Source organism: Mycobacterium sp. NTMscope_Eco_3 (genome assembly GCF_976985685.1).
In genome coordinates, this window is the sequence record NZ_CDRJYZ010000001.1 from 3,913,819 (window position 1) to 3,932,093 (window position 18,275).

Annotated in this window: 17 protein-coding genes and 1 pseudogene; 12 read left to right on the top strand and 6 right to left on the bottom strand. The window is 66.8% G+C overall.

The window, feature by feature from the left end; all coding sequences use genetic code 11:
* The first annotated feature begins 21 nt into the window (after nucleotides 1–21).
* Genes AC0KTM_RS17980 through AC0KTM_RS17995 form a run of 4 tightly spaced genes read left to right on the top strand, consistent with a single transcriptional unit; the run spans nucleotide 22 to nucleotide 4,447 of the window.
* A complete protein-coding gene (locus AC0KTM_RS17980; RefSeq protein ID WP_225326585.1) occupies nucleotides 22–1,230 on the top strand; it encodes an acetyl-CoA C-acetyltransferase in 1,209 nt (402 codons plus the stop codon).
* Nucleotides 1,227–2,009, top strand: a complete 783-nt coding sequence (locus AC0KTM_RS17985) for an enoyl-CoA hydratase/isomerase family protein (protein ID WP_225326493.1) — start codon at nucleotides 1,227–1,229, stop codon at nucleotides 2,007–2,009. The genes AC0KTM_RS17980 and AC0KTM_RS17985 overlap by 4 nt, the downstream gene beginning before the upstream one ends.
* Nucleotides 2,006–3,151 (top strand): CaiB/BaiF CoA transferase family protein, encoded by a 1,146-nt coding sequence (locus tag AC0KTM_RS17990; protein ID WP_225326492.1) that lies wholly within the window; start codon nucleotides 2,006–2,008, stop codon nucleotides 3,149–3,151. The genes AC0KTM_RS17985 and AC0KTM_RS17990 overlap by 4 nt, the downstream gene beginning before the upstream one ends.
* A complete protein-coding gene (locus AC0KTM_RS17995) occupies nucleotides 3,152–4,447 on the top strand; it encodes an acyl-CoA dehydrogenase family protein (protein WP_225326491.1) in 1,296 nt (431 codons plus the stop codon).
* Here the strand turns inward: AC0KTM_RS17995 and AC0KTM_RS18000 are convergent.
* Nucleotides 4,444–5,118 carry an MspA family porin gene (locus AC0KTM_RS18000; protein ID WP_225326490.1) on the bottom strand — a complete coding sequence of 225 codons (675 nt, stop codon included), beginning with the start codon at nucleotides 5,116–5,118 and terminating at the stop codon, nucleotides 4,444–4,446. The genes AC0KTM_RS17995 and AC0KTM_RS18000 overlap by 4 nt on opposite strands.
* Before the next feature lie 242 nt (nucleotides 5,119–5,360).
* Between AC0KTM_RS18000 and AC0KTM_RS18005 the strand changes: the two genes are divergently transcribed.
* Entirely contained in the window at nucleotides 5,361–5,555 is a 195-nt protein-coding gene (locus AC0KTM_RS18005; protein ID WP_225326489.1) for a hypothetical protein, read from the top strand.
* 12 nt (nucleotides 5,556–5,567) lie between these two features.
* On the opposite strand, the gene AC0KTM_RS18010 is transcribed toward AC0KTM_RS18005, so the two are convergent.
* The 4 genes from AC0KTM_RS18010 to AC0KTM_RS18025 form a co-directional block, all read right to left on the bottom strand.
* A complete protein-coding gene (locus tag AC0KTM_RS18010; RefSeq protein ID WP_472416303.1) occupies nucleotides 5,568–6,527 on the bottom strand; it encodes a phosphotransferase family protein in 960 nt (319 codons plus the stop codon).
* Nucleotides 6,527–7,324, bottom strand: a complete 798-nt coding sequence (locus tag AC0KTM_RS18015; RefSeq protein WP_225326487.1) for an SDR family NAD(P)-dependent oxidoreductase — start codon at nucleotides 7,322–7,324, stop codon at nucleotides 6,527–6,529. Before AC0KTM_RS18015 ends, AC0KTM_RS18010 begins: the two co-directional genes overlap by 1 nt.
* A 61-nt stretch (nucleotides 7,325–7,385) precedes the next feature.
* Nucleotides 7,386–7,826, bottom strand: a complete 441-nt coding sequence (locus AC0KTM_RS18020) for a DoxX family protein (RefSeq protein ID WP_225326486.1) — start codon at nucleotides 7,824–7,826, stop codon at nucleotides 7,386–7,388.
* Nucleotides 7,823–8,830: an alpha/beta fold hydrolase gene (locus AC0KTM_RS18025; protein ID WP_225326485.1), complete on the bottom strand. Its 1,008-nt coding sequence runs from the start codon at nucleotides 8,828–8,830 to the stop codon at nucleotides 7,823–7,825. Before AC0KTM_RS18025 ends, AC0KTM_RS18020 begins: the two co-directional genes overlap by 4 nt.
* Before the next feature lies 1 nt (nucleotide 8,831).
* Between AC0KTM_RS18025 and AC0KTM_RS18030 the strand changes: the two genes are divergently transcribed.
* The 7 genes and pseudogenes from AC0KTM_RS18030 (at nucleotide 8,832) to AC0KTM_RS18060 (ending at nucleotide 16,918) form a co-directional block, all read left to right on the top strand.
* The gene (locus AC0KTM_RS18030) at nucleotides 8,832–9,155 is read left to right on the top strand and encodes a DMT family transporter (protein ID WP_225326584.1); all 324 of its coding nucleotides are present in this window, start codon (nucleotides 8,832–8,834) and stop codon (nucleotides 9,153–9,155) included.
* 44 nt (nucleotides 9,156–9,199) lie between these two features.
* Nucleotides 9,200–9,853: pseudogene (locus AC0KTM_RS18035) on the top strand (hypothetical protein); the annotation flags it as partial.
* Between the two features lie 16 nt (nucleotides 9,854–9,869).
* Entirely contained in the window at nucleotides 9,870–10,055 is a 186-nt protein-coding gene (locus AC0KTM_RS18040; protein ID WP_225326484.1) for a hypothetical protein, read from the top strand.
* A 70-nt stretch (nucleotides 10,056–10,125) separates the two neighbouring features.
* Nucleotides 10,126–10,551, top strand: coding sequence for a hypothetical protein (locus tag AC0KTM_RS18045; RefSeq protein WP_225326483.1), 426 nt, complete (start codon nucleotides 10,126–10,128; stop codon nucleotides 10,549–10,551).
* Between the two features lie 192 nt (nucleotides 10,552–10,743).
* On the top strand, nucleotides 10,744–11,142 hold the full coding sequence (locus AC0KTM_RS18050; protein ID WP_225326582.1) for an MmpS family transport accessory protein: 399 nt from the start codon (nucleotides 10,744–10,746) through the stop codon (nucleotides 11,140–11,142).
* Complete coding sequence (locus AC0KTM_RS18055) at nucleotides 11,139–13,967, top strand: MMPL/RND family transporter (protein ID WP_225326482.1); 2,829 nt, start codon at nucleotides 11,139–11,141, stop codon at nucleotides 13,965–13,967. The genes AC0KTM_RS18050 and AC0KTM_RS18055 overlap by 4 nt, the downstream gene beginning before the upstream one ends.
* A 143-nt stretch (nucleotides 13,968–14,110) precedes the next feature.
* Nucleotides 14,111–16,918 (top strand): DUF2232 domain-containing protein, encoded by a 2,808-nt coding sequence (locus AC0KTM_RS18060; protein ID WP_308011530.1) that lies wholly within the window; start codon nucleotides 14,111–14,113, stop codon nucleotides 16,916–16,918.
* Nucleotides 16,919–16,930: 12 nt separating this feature from the next.
* On the opposite strand, the gene eno is transcribed toward AC0KTM_RS18060, so the two are convergent.
* The gene (eno, locus tag AC0KTM_RS18065) at nucleotides 16,931–18,214 is read right to left on the bottom strand and encodes a phosphopyruvate hydratase (RefSeq protein ID WP_472416305.1); all 1,284 of its coding nucleotides are present in this window, start codon (nucleotides 18,212–18,214) and stop codon (nucleotides 16,931–16,933) included.
* Nucleotides 18,215–18,275: the final 61 nt, after the last annotated feature.

Genomic DNA, 18,275 nt, shown 5'->3' on the forward strand with positions numbered 1-18,275 from the left:
GAGTCCGCCATCGACGCCTGGATTCTCGACGCGGTACGCACGCCCCGCGGGCGGGGCCGCCCGGACGGTGGACTGCACGCGGTTCACCCGCAGGCCCTGTTCGCCCGCTGCCTCACCGCGTTGGCGGAACGGGCCGACTTCGATCCGGTCGACGTCGATGACGTGATCGCCGGGAACGGCATCCTCAGCGGGGACCACGGCGACGACATCGCCCGCCTGTCGGTCCTGTTGGCGGGCTGGCCGGAGGCCGTGCCGGGGATGACGTTGAGCCGGTTCTGCGGGTCGGGCCAGCAGGCCGTCACCGTCGCGGCGTCGGGCATCGCCGCCGGCAGTGAGGATTTGGTGATCGCCGGCGGCGTCGAGTCGATGTCGCGGTGGGGGGTGACGGCCGGAGTCCCGACGATCGACGGCAACAACCCCGATCTTCGTGCGGCGTACCCGACCGTCCCGCAAGGCATTTCGGCCGATCTGATCGCCACGCTGGAGGGATTCGGCCGCGAGGTCGTCGACGCCTACGCCGCGCAGAGCCAGAGCCGCGCCGCGGTGGCCATCGAGGAGCGGCGCTTCGATCGTTCCCTGGTCGACGTGACCACCCCCGACGGCCGCGTGGAGCGCGACGAGCACCCCCGCCCGGGCACCACCGCCGAGACGCTGTCGCGCCTCAAGCCGGCCTTCGAGGCGATGGGAACCGCCCGCGCCGACGGCGAGCAACGCACGTTCGACGAGATCTGCCTCGAGCGCTATCCCGGCCTCGACCACATCGAACACGTGCACCACGCGGGCAATTCGTCCGGCGTGGTCGACGGCGCCGCCGCCGTGCTCCTCGCCTCCTCCAACTGGATGCACACCCACCGGGCGACCCCGCGGGCGCAGATCCGGGCCACGGCGGCCATCGGCAGCGAACCGATCATCATGCTCACCGCGCCCGCCCCCGCGGCCCAGCGATGCCTGGAACGCGCCGGCATGACCGCGGCCGACATCGATCTGTGGGAGATCAACGAGGCCTTCGCCGCGGTCCCGCTCAAGACGATGCGCGATCTCGACATCGATCCCGACGTGGTCAACGTCAACGGCGGCGCGATCGCCCTCGGTCACCCGATCGGCGCCACCGGCGCCATGCTGATCGGCACGGTTCTCGATGAACTTGAACGTCGCGATCTGACAACGGGACTGGTGACCATGTGCACCGGCGGCGGGATGGGCACGGCGACGATCATCGAGCGGGTGTGACCATGCCCGCCACGCTGGAACTCGACCGGCCCGCCGACGGTGTCGCCGTCCTGCGTCTGAATCGCCCGCAGCGGCTCAACGCCATCAACGAGGCGATGCAGACCGAATTGCGTGCTCTCCTCGCGGATTTGGCCGGCGACGCCGCGGTGCGCGCCGTGGTGCTGACCGGCGCCGGACGCGGGTTTTGCGCGGGCATCGACGTGCGCGACTTCGGGCCGTCGATGCCCGAGGCCACCGCGCCGGCGCTGGAGCGGATGCGCTTCCAGGAGAGGATGGCCGCCCTCGCCGAGGCGGTGCGTGCCGTGCCGCAGCCCGTCATCGCCGCCGTCAACGGGCCCTGTGTCGGTGCGGGCCTGGCGCTGTGCCTGGCCGCGGACATCCGAATCTGCTCGGCCGCCGCTACTTTCGGCAATGCCGCGATCCTGCTGGGGCTCTCGGGCGCCGAGATGGGCATGAGCTATCACCTGCCGCGCATCGTCGGCACCAGCGTGGCCGCCGATTGGATGCTCACCGGCCGCACGGTGTCGGCCGCCGAAGCCGATCGGCGCGGGCTGGTCAGCGAGGTCGTCGAGCCAAACGCACTGGCCGGCCGCGCGGTGGAGTTGGCCTCGTTGATCGCAGGCCACGCCCCGCTCGGAGCGCAACTGACCAAGCGAGCCCTGCAGGTCAACACCGACGCCGCGAGCTTCGAGTCGGCGCTGGAACTGGAGAACCGCAATCAGGTGATCACTCACGCGACCGACGAGGCGGCCGAACGCCGCAAGAAGTGGTCCTCATGACCGGACCCCTGCGCGGCGTCCGCATCGTCATGATGGGCGGTCTGGGGCCGGCACCGTTTTGCGGAATGCTGTTGGGCGACTTGGGCGCCGACGTCATCCGCGTCGACGCCCTGGCCGGCGTCGACGGCCCGCTGCCGATCGACTACACGGTCCGCCGCGGCCAGCGGTCACTGGCCGCCGACGTGAAGGATCCCCGTGGCCGGGACCTGGTTCACCGTTTGGCCGCCGGCGCCGACGCCTTCGTCGACGTGTACCGCCCGGGAGTGGCCGAACGCCTGGGCATCGGGCCGGACGCGCTGACCGAGCGCAACCCGCGCCTGGTCTACGCCCGCATGACCGGGTACGGGCAAGACGGCCCGCTGGCCGGTCACGCCGGTCACGACATCAACTACCTGGCCCTCACGGGCGCGTTGCACGCCATCGGCACCGCCGAATCGCCGGTCCCGCCGCTGAATCTGATCGGCGACTATGGCGGCGGCGGAATGCTTTTGGCGGTCGGCTTGCTCAGCGCGATCCTCGAGGCGCGCGAGTCCGGTGTGGGTCAGGTGCTCGACGTGGCGATGGTCGACGGCGTGGCGGCGCTGTTGGCGCCCTACTTCGGCATGCTGCCGGCCGGCACCTGGCGCGACGAACGCGAAGCCAACCTGCTCGACGGCGCCGCGCACTTCTACGGCGTCTACGCCACGGCCGACGGCGGTCACGTCGCCGTCGGCGCCATGGAGCCGAAGTTCTACGCCGAACTGTGCGATCGCCTCGGCGTCACCGTGCCCCATGACGACGACGCGCCGGCCGCCTGGGCCGCGCACCGCGCCACGCTGGCCGCCCGTTTCGCCGAGAAACCCCGCGACGAGTGGGAGCGGATCCTCGACACGCCGGGATGCTGTGCAACGCCGGTGCTTTCGCTGTCCGAGGCGCCGCGGCATCCGCACCACGTCGCGCGGCAGACCTTCGTCGAACTCGACGGCATCACCCAGCCCGCCCCGGCGCCGCGCTTCTCCCGCACGCGCCCGGCTACGCCGTCGGCCCCCGCGCTGCCGGGCGACCATACGCAAGCGCTGCTGCGCGAGGCCGGATTGGACACGCACACCATCGCCGAACTCGTCGACTCCGGCGTGGTGGCACAGAGCAAGAGGAGACGCTGAATGTCGTGGGACTTCTCCACCGACCCGGAATGGGCCGAGCAACTGGAATGGGTCGAAGGCTTCGTCCGTGAAGAATGCGAGCCGATCGACCTGATTGTCAAGGAGTCTCACGACCTGGGCGATCCGGTGCGCCAGGCGCTGATCCCGCCGCTGCAGGAGATCGTCAAGGAGCGCGGGCTGTGGGCCACGCACCTCGGCCCGCACCTGGGCGGTCCGGGCTACGGCCAGGTGAAACTCGCGCTGCTCAACGAGATTCTCGGGCGTTCGGAATGCGCGCCGATCGTCTTCGGCTCACAAGCGCCCGACTCCGGCAACAGCGAAATCCTGGCGCACTACGGCACACCCGAGCTCAAGGCGCGCTACCTCGAGCCGCTGCTGGACAACCGCATCATTTCCTGTTTCTCGATGACCGAGCCGCAGGGCGGCGCCGACCCGAAGGTGTTTCGCACCACCGCGGTGCAAGACGGTGATCACTGGATCATCAACGGGGAGAAGTGGTTCTCGTCGTTCGCCTCCATGGCGTCATTCCTCATCGTGATGGCGATGACCGACCCCGACGCGCCGCCGTACGAGCGCTACTCGATGTTCGTCGTTCCCGGAGACACCCCCGGCATCAACGTGCTGCGCGACGTGGGACTGGGCTACCAGCCCCCGGGCGGCGGACGCGAGGGTTATGTTCGTTACGAAAACGTGCGCGTCCCAGCCGATCACATGTTGGGCCCGCGCGGCGGGGCCTTCGTCGTCGCGCAGACCCGCCTGGGCGGCGGGCGCATTCACCACGCGATGCGCACCGTGGGGTTGGTCCGCCGCATCTTCGACATGATCTGCGAGCGCGCGGCGTCGCGCTACACCCAGGGCGAGGTGCTGGCCAACAAGCAACTCGTGCAGGAGATGGTCGCGGACTCGTGGATGGAGATCGAGGCCTTCCGGCTGCTGACCCTGCAAACCGCTTGGAAGATCGATCAATTCAACGACTACAAGGCCGTCCGGGCCGACATCTCGGCGGTCAAGGCGATGATGCAGAAGGTGCTGCACGACGTCTCCTCGCGGGCGCTCCAGTTGCACGGGTCGCTGGGCACCACCCACGAGATGCCCTTCGTGCAGTACCTGGTGGAGTCGTTCGTGCTCGGGCTGGCCGACGGTCCGACCGAGGTGCACAAGGTCACGCTGGCCCGGCTGTTGCTGAAGGACCGCAAGCCCGCGCCCGACCTGTTTCCCTCCGAGCATTTGCTGCGGCTGCGCGCGGCGGCGGAGGCGAAGTTCGCCGACAAGCTAGCGGGTATCCCCCGCGGCTAAACCGCTTTCGTGACGCCCACGTAGGACAGCACCACGTCGGAGAGGTCGGTCTGGCGGGTCAACACCGCATAGGAGCGGATGAACGACTGGCCCACACAGCCGTCGATCTTGACGTGGAAATTGCTGATCATCACCCAGGGATTCGCGCCCCTGAACTGCTTCTTGATCACCGGCACCACGATCACCAGCCCGGGCTTGAGTCCCACGCTCATCGCGCCGTTGATGGGCGTCGAGACGAATGGCAGCAGGGCCGGCAGCGTGCCGGTGGTGTCGAAGGTCGGGGTGACACCCGGGATGATGCCGGCGCCGCCCTCCATGATCACACCGTTGGAGGTGCTCATGTCGATCCCGCAGCCGATCTGGTAGCCCACCTCGAGGACGCCGTGGGGCTCTTCGGATCCTCCTCTGAGCGAACCGACGAAGATGCCACCGGACACGTATTCGCGCGACGAGATCGCGGTGGTCAACGGTGCCACGGGAACCTGCATTTCGTCCCGTGCGCCCACTCCCAGGGTCCACCCGTCAGGGGTGTTGAGGATCGCGGGGGGATTCGAGGGCACCACGCCCCCGCCCGGGGCCGCCGCGTCGGGAGGAGCGGGGCCCAGTTGGGGTTCGGAATCGGCCGCGGGCGCCGCGATCACCGAGATGGCGAGGCAAACGGCGATAGCCATGGCACGACGGACGACGCTGGCTACCGGCCTCACGGACGAAACCGTACGCAGGGTCCGGTTCGGGACACGAAATTTGCTGGCCGGCAATCCACATTTGTTGCTCGTTCGTGACTGTTATGCAATGTAGAATCGGCAGTAGCGTCTCGACAATCTCCAGTATTCGCCTGAATGACGGAGAGGTGGCGATGATTTCTCGCAGGTGCGCTCGCCTACTGGTCGCGGGTTCAATGACCCTTGCAGCGTTGACCGGCGGCACCGGCACGGCGCTCGCTTCTCCGGACCCCGGCCAGCAGCCCGACATCCCGGCGATCGACGAATGGCCGATCCAGTTCCCGACCACGTTGACGAACCCGTTCGACGATGATGAAAACGAACTGTCGACCACCGGCGGCGGTGTCGGAATGGTCTGCCAAAATCTCGGGGCCCACTGCGGCTGATCAGCTACCCCGTCAGTCCAGCACCGAGTCTGCGCGCGCCAGCAACCGCGGCAAAGTGGCTGCCATCGCTTCCAATTCGGCCCGCGGCGATCGCCTTCGGCGATTGTGCTTGACGATCAGCGACCATGTCGCCACCGATTTGTAGCACGCCAACGCGGTGAACCAGCCCAAATCGGGGACCTCGCAACCTAACTCGCGCCGATAGAGCTCGGCGAGTTCGGCGGTCGGCGGCGCCGTGCCGTCCGGCACCGGAACCCTGCGGTAGGTGTCCGGGTCGCAGTTGATCAGGAACCAGCCCGCATCGATGCGCGGATCGCCGATCGACCAGATCTCCCAATCGATGACCGCGTTGACCCGCGTCCCGGTGGCGAGCAGATTGCCCAGCCGAAAGTCGCCGTGTACCACGCGGGGCGCCATCGCGCCTGGCGCGCAATCCAATAGGGCGTCGCGCACCGTCGGCCAGCCGGGCGCCAGCGCCGGGTCGACGGTGCGCAGCGTGTCGGACCAGCGGTGGACTTCGACGACCGGGTCGACGACGGGTTCATCGCCCAGCCCGAGCTCGTTCGGCGAAAGGCGGTGCAGCGCGGCCATGGCCCGGCACGCATTCCGGTACCGGTCAGTCAGGCCGTCCAAGGGCGTGCATCCGTCGAAGAGTGGTTCGACACAGTCGCCGTCGACCCGGGACATGACATATAGCGGCGGCGCGTCCGGGGGATTTCCCGGGTCCTCCCGCAGCACGTCGGGAACCGGAACACTGGTCGCGGCAAGGGCTTTGAGGACGCGCGCCTGGCGCAGCACGTCGCGATGTGCGACGGGTTCCACGCCCGGCGGAGCGACCTTGACCACCACGCGCCTGCCATCCAGGTCGCCGCCGAACGTCAGGCTCGAGGCGCCCCCGGACAGTGGGGCGACGTCCGTGACGCCCGCATCGGCGAGGCGAGCGCGCAGTTCCGCCAGATCGAGCTCGGCCATCAACCCGCCGGTGCGGTCCAGCCGACTTCGGCGAGGAAGGGCTGGGTGTGGGCGATGCGCCCGGTCAGGGTCTTGGGATCGCCCGTGCACAACCGGAACGCGGTTTCGGTGATCAGGGCGATGTCTTCAGTGTCGGTCTTGGCCAGGTCGAGGGTGCCGGCGCCGGGGGTGGCGACGGGGTTGGACGGGGCGGCGGCGTTGACGGCGATCCCGTCGTCGTACAGCTCTGCCGCAAGGCTTTTCGTCAACCGATTGAGCGCGGCCTTGGCCGTCCCGTAGATGCCGAAGCCTGCGGTCCGGTCGAACTCGGAGAACGGCGGTCCGGCCGGCAGGTCGCCGCCCACCGAGGTGAGGTTCAGGATCCAGCCGCGCCCGCGCTCGCGCATCGCGGGGATGGCCAGCTGGCACAGATGCAGCGGGCCGAGCACGTGCATCTCCATCATCAGCCGGGCGCGCCGCTCGGGAAACCCGTCGAGGGGCCGCAGGAAGGTCACGGCGGCGTTGTTCACCAGCATGTCCGGTGCGCCGACGGCGCCGGCCACCTCGGCGAAAAGCCGTTCGCGGTCCTCGGCTTGGGACAGATCCGCTTGCACCGCAATGGCTTTCCCGCCGGCGGCCACGATCTCGTCGCGCGTCTGGCTCAGCGAGCCTTGGTATTTGGGGTCGGGGTCCATCGTGCGGGCGGTCAGCGCCACCGTGGCTCCGCGTTCGGCCAGCCGCGCGGCAATCGCCTTGCCCAGGCCCCGGCTGCTTCCGGTGACGAGAGCCACCATCCCGTCACAGCGCCGCACGCTCATCGTCGACCTCCTCCGCAGCCGCCCAGCGTCGGAAACGGCTTCTCCGTATCAGAGAATGCCATTATCGCCGGGTGAGGGGAAGCCTCCTGCCGCGCAGCGCGTCGATCGAATAGGCGCCCCCGCCGGTGAACACCAGCAGGAAGAACGCGAAGCAGAAGAGGATCGACAGCGCTCCGCCGTTGCCACCCGGTGGGTCGGCGACGGGCCAGAGGGCCAGGGGCTGATGGATCCAGAAGTAGGCGACCGCCATTTCCCCCGACGCGATGAACGCGGCGGTGCGCGTGAACATCCCGGCGGCGACGAGCAGACCGGCGACGATCTCGATCAGTCCGGCATACCAGCCGGGCCAGGACCCGAACTCCACGACGACCGGCGAGTGGACGGGCCAATTGAGGAGGCTCCTCGACCCGTAGGCGGCGAAGAGCAGACCGTAGACGAGGCGAAACGCGCTCAGCACGGCCGGAGCGTGACGGGCCAGGCGGCGGTCGAGGCCCTTCGTCACGATCCGCACACCACGGTCGCGGTCCAGTCCAGCAGTCGCCGCCACAGCCGGTGTCTGCTCGACGCCATGTTGTGGCAGTGCGCGCTGTCGGCCAACACCACGGTGGTGATGTCGGGGCAACTCCGGTACAGGCCCGCCTCGGCGCGGGGATCCGGTGAGACATCGACGACGCCGAAACCGAGAAGCACCGGGACATCGATCCGCGCCGCGTGCTCCGACACGACACCGGGGATCATCGCCGTGCCGAACACCCGCGGCACGACGGACTTGGCGGTGACGGAGTCGGCGGCGACGACGGCCGCGGGAACGTCGTCGAGGTGAAACCAGCTCTGCAGATGCTCGCGGGGGCCCTCGAAATACGGCTGCGGCAAGGCGGCGAGGATCTCCTGGGCGAGCTCGGCGCGCCCTTGCGGGGACCCGGCGCGGGCGATGAACGCCGCATCCAGGTTCAGCGGCGCGACGTGCTGATTGGTGCATCCGAGAATCGCCATGCCGGAGTAGCTGGGGTACAGCGCTTGCTGGGTGAGGGCGAGGTATCCGCCCAGCGAATGCGCCACGGCCACCGGCGGCGCGTGGACGCCGATGGTGTCAGGCAGAGCGCGGACGGCACGGGCCAGCGCGGCGGCGATGTCGGCGAAATCGAAATCACGGACCGGTTGTGAGCTTGCGCCGGTGCCCAAGGGATCGATCGTCACGACCGCGTAGCCGTCCTCGGTGGCGAATTCGGCGAAGCTGTACCCGTCATGGCCGGGAATGTCGAGGTCCCAGTACTCGCGGCTGTAGGTGCCCCCCGGCAAGCAGACGAGCACCGCGGTCGTCGCGCGTGTGCGCGCGGGGTAATAGGTCGCCGCCAGAGCTGCCCGTTCGCCGATCGCGTCGCTGACGTCAAGGCTCAACACGTGAGCGGGAAACGCCATCGCACGCAACTCCTTTCCGAACGGCCGCCGCGCCAGGGTGATCAGTCTGTCAGGTTCGCCTTGCGCGCGGCTAGCGTTGTCGGGCATGTTGACCTACCTGTACCTGCTCGGCGCGATCTTCGCGGAAGTGGTGGCGACCAGCCTGCTCAAGAGCACCGAAGGTTTCTCCCGACTCTGGCCGACCGTGGTGTGCCTGACCGGTTACGCCATCTCGTTCGCGCTGTTGGCGGTGTCGATTTCGCGCGGCATGCAGACCGACGTCGCCTACGCGTTGTGGTCGGCCATCGGCACGGCGCTCATCGTGCTGATCGCCGTGCTGTTCCTGGGATCGTCGCTGTCGCCGACCAAGGTCGTCGGTGTCGGTCTGATCATCGCCGGCGTCGTCACGCTGAATTTGAGTGGCGCCCACTGAGGGCGGCAGCCAAGATCGGCCCAACGACTCGTGGCAGGAGAACAGTGATATTCCGATTCCGTGGCCTTGTCCTCGTCCCGTTGACCGTGGCGCTGGCAATGCTGCTCGCTCCGTGCGCCTCGGCCGACGCCTACACCGACGAACTGGTGGCCAGGTTCAACTCCGAGACGCATGTGGTGACCGACCCCGGGGCGAGGCCGCCGCTGCAGAACGTCGACGAACTGAATCGACAGATCCTCGCCGGCCCGTGGGCGTGGAGCGGCCAGGCGCCGATCTGGGTGGCGGCGGTGGCGCCCGGTAACAGCGGTGTGACCACCGCGGATGCCATCCACGCCGTCATGTTGGGGCGGGATCCGAAATTCAGCGGGGTGATCGTCGTCATCGACTCGCACGGCTATCACGTGCGTGCCTACCAGGTGCCCAAGGTCATTGCGGACAGCGTCGATGGATTGATGAATCAGTCGGCCGCCGATCATGGACCCGACCCGTACGCGACGACGAGTGCGTTCGTCAGCAAGCTGGCCGGTATCCGCGTCCCCGCCGACGCGCCGGTGGCAACCTCGCCCGTCGCCCACGAGAAGCACGACGACTGGGCCTGGCTGAAGGTGATGCTGGTCATTTCCGGCATCGCCGTGGCGATGGCCGGACTGCTCTGGTTCGTCGTGCGCCGAAATCGCAAGCACCGCAATGCCATCGACAAGTGAGGTTTTCCGAATGAGTACGGACAAGATCAATCGCGGCATCCTGCTCGCCATGGTGCTGATCGGGGCGATCGCCTACGGCCTGCTGTACAGCCACGCCTCGATCATCTTCAAGCTACTCGTGCCGCTCGCCCTGCTCTTCCTGCTGGGATTGGTCGTCCGCGACGTGATCAAGGACCGCGACTCCGGAAAACATTGACGCCCCTGTTCATTGGCTGGGGTAGCGTTCTTCACGAGTTTCGTTGGTCCGAGGCAGCAAGGACTGGAGAATGAGTTCAGCGTTATATGGTCTGCTGACCGCCGTCAGCCTCGCGCTGGCGTTGATCGTGGCGGCCGTCGCTGCCGTGCACGTAAACCGCTTGGAGCGCCGTACGACCACTCCGGTCAGCGAAGAAATCGGGAGCGCCAAAGCGGTTCTGCACAAGGTGCGTAAAGGCGAACCGATGTCGCAGGACGAGTTGGACTACGCAAAGCAAGTGGTTGCCGACCGCGGATCGTTGATGACCCTGTGCATCCCCGGCGCGTTGTTCATGTTGAGCTGCTTTTTCGTCTTCGGCAGCCTCTATCACCTGCATGGAGCGACGCCGTCCGAGCGGACCTTCCTCGGAGTGATCCCCATGCTGACCTCGACGAACCTGGCGATTCAGATTCGCCGCAGCGCCCGGTTGCGGCGGCGGCTGAAGAAAGTGGCCTGAGGCAAGACAAGACCGGGTTGCGGTGTTCCTGGCCTTTGCACCATGATGTGTCAATTGAGCACATGACCGTCTACTATTTGACGGGCGCGAGGGCGAGAGCGGAGGGCACAAACACGATGTCCGGTCCGGGTCGCGAGAGGTGATCGAGTGAGCCCTCGTTCAGCCGGCAGGACTGCGCTGGCGCGGATCTGGATGCCGTTGGTCGCCGTCGTCGCGATCGGCATGGGTCTGCTGTGCATGTACAAGGTGCATCAGTTCTCCGAACCGGAGCCGGTCATCACCGTCAACGGTCCGCAGGCACCCGAGGAGTTCAATCTCAAGCGGATCACCTATGAGGTGTTCGGCTCCGCCGGGCAAGGCGGGAAGCTCGTCTACGTCGACATCGACGGCCATCCGCATCAGGTAGACATCACGACCCTGCCGTGGACCCACACGGAGACCACCACGCTCACGGTGGCGTCCGGCAGCATCTCGGTGCACGTTCATGGCGGTCAGGTCGGGTGTCGAATGCTGGTGGACGGCGTTATCCGCGACGAACAATCGGGCGACCATCAGGACGCCGACGTCCAGTGCAGGGTGAAGTCGGCATGACCGGGCATCGCCTCGACGAGCCCCGGGTCAAGCGTCCTTTCATCCCCAAAATGGTCCGCGCCCTTGCGATTCCGATCATCTTCTTCTGGGGCCTTCTTGCGGTCACCACGAATACCTTTATGCCCCAAGTGGAACGGGTCGCAGAAGAGCTCGCCGGGCCGATGGTCCCGCACTACGCACCCTCGCAGCGGTCGCTGCTGCACATCGGCGAAAAGTTCCACGAATCCGACTCGACGAACTTGACCATGGTCGTGTTCGAGGCGAACCGGCGACTGGGCGACCAGGATCACCGCTACTACGACGATTTGATGCACCGCCTGCAGAACGACACCAAGCACGTGCAATACGTGATGGATTTGTGGGGCAAACCATTCACCGCGGCCGGGGCGCAAAGCGTCGATGGCAAGTGCACCTATGTGCTGCTTCGGCTCGCCGGCGACATCGGCCAGATTCAGGCCAACCAGTCCGTGGACGCCGTGCGCGACATCATCAAAAAGGATACGCCGCCACCCGGGCTCAAGGTCTACGTCAGCGGCGCGGCCCCCCTGGCCGCCGACACCCTCGCCATCGCCAATGCCAGCCTGAACAACGTCACGATCGTCACGATCATCCTCATCGTCGTGATGCTGCTGCTGGTGTACCGAACCCCGTCAACCCTGCTGGTGCCCTTGCTCGGCGTCCTCATCGAAATGCTGGTCGCCAAGGGGGTTGTCTCGACCCTCGGCCATTACGGATACATCGAATTGTCGTCGTTCGCGGTGAACATCGTCATCGCGCTGACCCTGGGGGCGGGGACCGACTACGGCATCTTCCTGATGGGCCGATATCACGAGGCGCGACAGGCCGGCGAAAGCCGGGAGGATAGTTTCTACATCGCCTATAAGGGCGTGGCGCCCATCATCATCGGGTCTGGGCTGACGATCGCCGGCGCCTGCTACTGCTTGACGTTCGCGCGGCTGAACTACTTCCACACCATGGGACCGGCGGTCGCGATCACCATGTTGTTCACCATCGCCGCGGCGATGACGTTGGGTCCGGCGGTGTTGACCGTCGGCAGCCTCTTCGGGATGTTCGATCCGAGAACCAACGTCCACGGGCGGCTCTATCGGCGCATCGGCGCGAGCGTCGTGCGTTGGCCGGTGCCGATCCTGGTGGCCAGTTCCGCCGTCGTCATGCTCGGCGCGATCTTTGTGCCGAGCTACCGGCAGAACTACGACGACCGGCAGTACCAACCGGCCGGTGCGCCTGCGAATCTCGGCTTCCAGGCCGCCGATCGGCATTTCCCGAAGAGCAAGCTGTTCTCCGAGATGTTGATGGTCGAGACCGATCACGATATGCGCAACTCGGCCGACTTCATCTCGTTGGACCGGGTCGCCAGGGCCCTGATCCGGCTGCATGGCGTGGCGATGGTGCAAGGGATGACGCGGCCCTTGGGCCGTGCGCTCGAGCACGCCAGCATTCCCTACCTGTTCACCACGCAGGGCAGCGGCAACGGCCAACAACTCCCGTTCAACAGGGAGCAGAATTCCAACACCGATGCGCAGGCCGAGATCCAGGCGCACTCAGTCGCGGTGTTGCGAAAGGAGATCGGCTTTTTCCAGAAGGTCTCCGACGAACTGCACCAGACGGTGCTCACCGTCGAGGACCTGAAAAGGGTCAGCAACGAGATGAACGAGGAAGTCTCGAATCTGGACGATTTCTTCCGTCCGATCAAGAGCTACTTCTATTGGGAGAAGCACTGTTTCGACATCCCCATCTGCTGGGCGTTCCGATCGTTGTGGGACACGATCGATCACATCGACCACCTGGCCGAAGATATCGACAAAGCCGAAATTTCCCTCGCAGAAGTGGATAAGGCCTTCCCGCAGATCATCGCCCAACTGAAGGCCACCGCTGACGACACCGAGGCGCTGCAATTGAAGTTGGTCAACAGTTACGGGTCGGCGGATCTGCAGTCCATCCAAACCGACCAGACGTTCGACGACCTGATCAACGTCGGCAACGACTTCGACAAGTCCCGCAGCGACGACTTCTTCTACATCCCGCACGAGGCCTTCGACAACGAGGACCTCAAGGCCGGCATGAAGCTGATGATGTCGCCCGACGGCAAGGCCGCCCGCTTCATCGTCACCCACGAGGGCGACGCGATGGGCCCCGAGGGGGTGGAGCATGTCGAACAGTTCCCCGACGCGATCAAGACGCTCCTGAAAGAGACGTCGCTGGCCGGCGCCCGGGTCTACATCGGGGGCTCGGGCTCCAACGACAAGGACATCAAGCAGTACGCGATGTCGGATCTGCTGATCGCGGCGATCGCGGCATTCGTGCTGATCTTCTTGATCATGATGTTCATCACCCGAAGTCTGGTGGCGGCCTTGGTGATTCCCGGCACGGTGGCCTTCTCCTACGCCGGGGCGTTCGGCCTGTCCATCCTCTTTTGGCAGCACCTCGTCGGATTGCACCTGCACTGGCTCGTCCTACCGCTGACGTTCATCATCCTGGTGGCCGTCGGGTCGGACTACAACCTGCTGCTGATCAACAGGGTCAAGGAGGAACTGCACGGCGGCATTCACACGGGTCTCATCCGCGCGCTCGGCAGCACCGGGGGCGTGGTGACGTCCGCGGGTCTGGTGTTCGCGTTCACCATGCTGGCCATGCTCACCAGCGATCTGCGAACCATCGGTCAGGTGGGCTCCACCGTGTGCATCGGCCTGCTGCTCGACACCCTGATCGTGCGTTCGTTCGTCGTGCCGTGCATCCTGCGCATCCTCGGACCGTGGTTCTGGTGGCCGACGCTGGTGCGTACTCACCCGCTGCCGCAGCGCTGAGCCCCACCGACAAGCGCTACCTGAAAATCTGATAAGAGAGCGCATTTGACGACGGGCATAATCGTGGCGTGACAGCCACCGCGGCGATCGCGCCGTCACGGACTCCATCGCTACGGCCCAATGAACTGGCGCAGGCGTCGGTGATGGGTGCCCTGTGCGCGGCGATCGCGATCGTTGCGGTCGTCCTCCCGCACGCGGGGGGGCTGGGTTTGCTGGGAGCCGTGCCGATGGGCCTGCTCGCCTATCGCTACCGGATCCGGGTGCTGATCACCGCGACGGTCGCCGCCGGTGTGATCGGCTTCCTGGTAGTCGGCTTGAGCGGATTCATGACGGTTCTGCTCTGCGCCTACGTCGGCGGGCTGGCCGGAATCGTGAAGCGCCGCAACCGCGGCACGCCGACGGTGATCGCCGTGTCCCTCGTCGCCGGTGTCGTCGTCGGTGTCGCGGTGGTCATCGCCCTGACCGTCCTGGCGCGGTTCCGGCACCTGGTGTTCGGCGCGATCGCCGCCACGGCGGACGGAGTCGCGGCGGTCATGGCGCGGGTTCCACACCTACAGGCGCCGGCGCAGGAGTTCAAGCGGTTCTTCGCCGAAGCGTTGAATTACTGGCAGTGGCTGGTTGTCGGATACGCCGCCATCGCGATCACGGTCGCTTCGGTGATTGGTTGGTGGGCGCTGTCACGCGTGCTGCAGCGGCTGCGCGGCGTTCCCGATGTTCACAAACTGGACGCCCTGCCCGAAAGCGGACCGATTGGGCCGGTGCCGGTGCGGCTGGACGAGGTGCGCTTCCGCTACCCGCACGCTGACCATGACGCGCTGCGTGCGGTCAGCCTGGACGTGCGGGCAGGCGAATACGTCGCGGTCACCGGCGCCAACGGCTCGGGGAAAACCACGCTGACGCTGATACTGACCGGCCGCGAACCGACATCGGGCACTGTCGAACGCCCCGGCGCGGTGGGGCTCGGTCAGCTCGGTGGCACCGCGCTGGTGATGCAGCACTCGGAAAGCCAGGTGCTGGGCACGCGGGTCGCCGACGATGTGGTCTGGGGGCTGCCGCCCGGCAAGACCACGGACGTGGACCGGCTACTGAGGGAGGTCGGCCTCGACGGCTTCGCCGAACGCGACACCGGTGGCCTGTCCGGCGGTGAATTGCAGCGGCTGTCGGTGGCCGCCGCGCTGGCGCGCGAACCGTCGCTGATCATCGCCGACGAGGTCACCGCCATGGTCGATCAGAAGGGCCGGGACGCATTGCTGGCCGTGCTGTCCGGCCTGACCGACCGTTACGGCACAACCCTGGTCTACGTCACCCACTACAGCGATGAGGCCGAATCCGCCGACCGCACAATCGATCTCAGCGCCTCGCTGGATAACACCGCCATGGTCGAGACCGCGGCCGCGCCGGCGCCGACCGTAGCGGTGGGCCGGCATTCCCACGCGCCGCTGCTCGAACTCGTGGGTGTCGGCCACGAATACGGCACTGGCACCCCCTGGGCGAACACCGCGCTCCGCGATGTCAGCTTCGCGGTCCACGAGGGCGACGGGCTGCTGATCCACGGCGGCAATGGCTCCGGAAAGTCCACGCTGGCGTGGATCATGGCAGGATTGACGAAACCGACGACCGGTACCTGTCTGCTTGACGGGCGCCCCGTCGCTGAGCAGGTCGGCATGGTCGCACTCAAGTTCCAGGCAGCCCGGCTGCAATTGATGCGCAGCCGGGTAGACCTGGAAGTGGCCTCTGCGGCTGGCTTTTCGCCTGACGATCACGACCGGGTGACCGCGGCGCTGGCGGTCGTCGGCTTGGATGCCGCGCTGACCAAGCGGCGGATTGACCAGCTCAGCGGCGGCCAGATGCGCCGCGTGGTCCTGGCCGGGTTGCTGGCACGGTCGCCGCGGATGTTGATACTCGACGAGCCACTGGCGGGGCTGGACGCCGCCAGCCAGCGCGGTCTTGTCCAGCTGCTCGCGGACCGGCGGCGGGACACGGGCCTGACCGTGGTGGTCATTTCGCATGACTTCGCCGGGCTGGAAGAGCTGTGCCCGCGCATCGTGCACCTCAGTGACGGTTCGCTTGAACCGGCATCCGGTGCGGCCCAACGCGATACGCCGGCCACGACGTTGCCGGCCAAGCGCGCGGCCCGTCGCCCGCCTCGCCCCGTTGTACTGCTGCGCCCGGTGCCCGGGCGATCCGCCGTGCACGGGCTCTGGGCCGGCACCAAACTGATTACCGTTTTTGGTATTTCGGTGTTGTTGGCATTCTTCCCAGGCTGGGTGGCGATCGCACTGGCGGCCGCGCTCCTGCTGGCGGGCGTGTGGATAGCACATATTCCCCGAGGCGTGCTGCCGTCAGTGCCGCGCTGGCTTTGGATCGTGCTGGCCATCGTCGGCATCACTGCGACATTGGCCGGCGGGAGCCCGGTGATCCACTTGGGCACCGCCTCCATCGGCCTCGGCGGCCTGTTGGACTTCCTGCGCGTCACCGCGATGTCGGTCGTGTTACTCGGCCTCGGCGCGATGGTGTCGTGGACCACCAATATCGCCGAAATCGCGCCCGCGGTGGCCGCGTTGGGTCGCCGGTTGCGGCCATTGCGGATCCCCATCGACGACTGGTCGGCCGCCTTGGCTCTCGCACTGCGCACCTTCCCGATGCTGATCGACGAATTCCGGGTACTCCAAGCCGCTCGCCGGTTGCGACCCAAACACACACCGCGGACCCGCAGGGCCCGCGTGAGGCGACGAGCGGTAGAGGTGATCGATCTGATCGTCGCGGTCATCACCGTGACACTGCGCCGCGCCGACGAGATGGGCGATGCGATCACCGCCCGTGGCGGAGCTGGCCAGATCTCGGCGGCCGTGTCGCGGCCGAAACTGAATGATTGGATAGCACTTTCGATCGTGTCGGTGGTCTGCGGGGCCGCGGTGGCGATCGAGCTGGCGATGTTCGCCGGCCGCTGAACCGGGATGCGCTCAGAACCGCACCAGTGCCGGCACGTCCGCCAGTGCGCAGTCTGGGATGCCTTCAGCTGCACGCAGCAGGAAGTTGAGCTTCTCGATGCGCTCACCCGAGCGCGGCGCGCCATTCTTCTGAAATGGCGCCCCCAACCCCACCGCCAGGTCCATCACCACATCGTCGATGACACCACCCGACCGCCCCGAGGGGATCGCCAAAATAGCGTTCCGCGTGGCGTATTCGAAGCAGTCCAGCGCCTCGGCGATGGTCCCGACCTGGTTGGGCTTCAAAATGAAGCCGTCAACGGCCGACGTCTCGACGGCCCGCTGCAAGCGGTCGCGGTTGGTGACGATCAGGTCGTCCCCCAGAATGATCGAACGGTTGACCGTCTGCACCGCTTTGGAGAATCCGGCCCAGTCATCCCCGTCGAGCAGGTCTTCGATGAACAGCATCGGGAATTCCGTCGACAGTTCCCGCGCATGGTCGATCAGTGCCGCCGCGGTGACCCTCTCGCCGTTGAATGCGTATGTCGCAGAGCTGCTGTCGTATACCTCGCTGGACGCACAGTCGAGCGCGAACGCGACAACGTCGGCGCAGCCGGCGCGCTCGACCGCGTCGACCAACATTTCCAGGACGACGTGCGGATCGCTGGACGGCGCGACGTATCCGTAGGACGACGCCAGCGTCGGTGTGCGGCCGAGTCGCACGGCAAGCACCTCGCCGAGCATTGCGAACACGCTCACACCCGTCTCCACCGCCGCGGTGACGGAGTCCGCACGATACGGCACGACCAGGAATTCGCTGAACGTCTGACAGACATCCCCATAATGACCGCCGTTGATCATGTTGAAGCTGGGCACCGGGACGGTGGTGGGGGGCTTGAGTCCGAGCAGAGCGCCGACGTAAGTGTAGGCGGGCATGCCCGCGGCCGCGGCGGCCGCGCGCAGCAACGCGATCGACGTGGAGTAGATCGCGTTGCCGCCGAGTCGGTGTTTGTCCGGCGTGCCGTCGAGCTCGATCATGATTCTGTCGAGGGACCGCGGATCGTCGAGTTCCGCGCCGAACAGGACGGGAGCGATTTCGTCGGTGACGGCGGCGATCGCGCGGTGCACGCTGAGCCCGTTGTAGTGCGTTCGGTCGCCGTCACGCAGGACGAACGCCTCGTGCGAGCCGACGGACGTGCCGGTCGGTGACGCGCCGCGGCCGACATGACCGGTGTCAGTGGTGATTTCAACCTCGACCAGCGGCCGAGCCTTGCAGTCCAGCAGCTGACGGGCGATGACGGACGCGATCTTCATCATCGACCCCCCGCACGGCACAAAGTTGAGGTCTATTCGAGAGCTCCAGCGTAAGGCGGGTCCG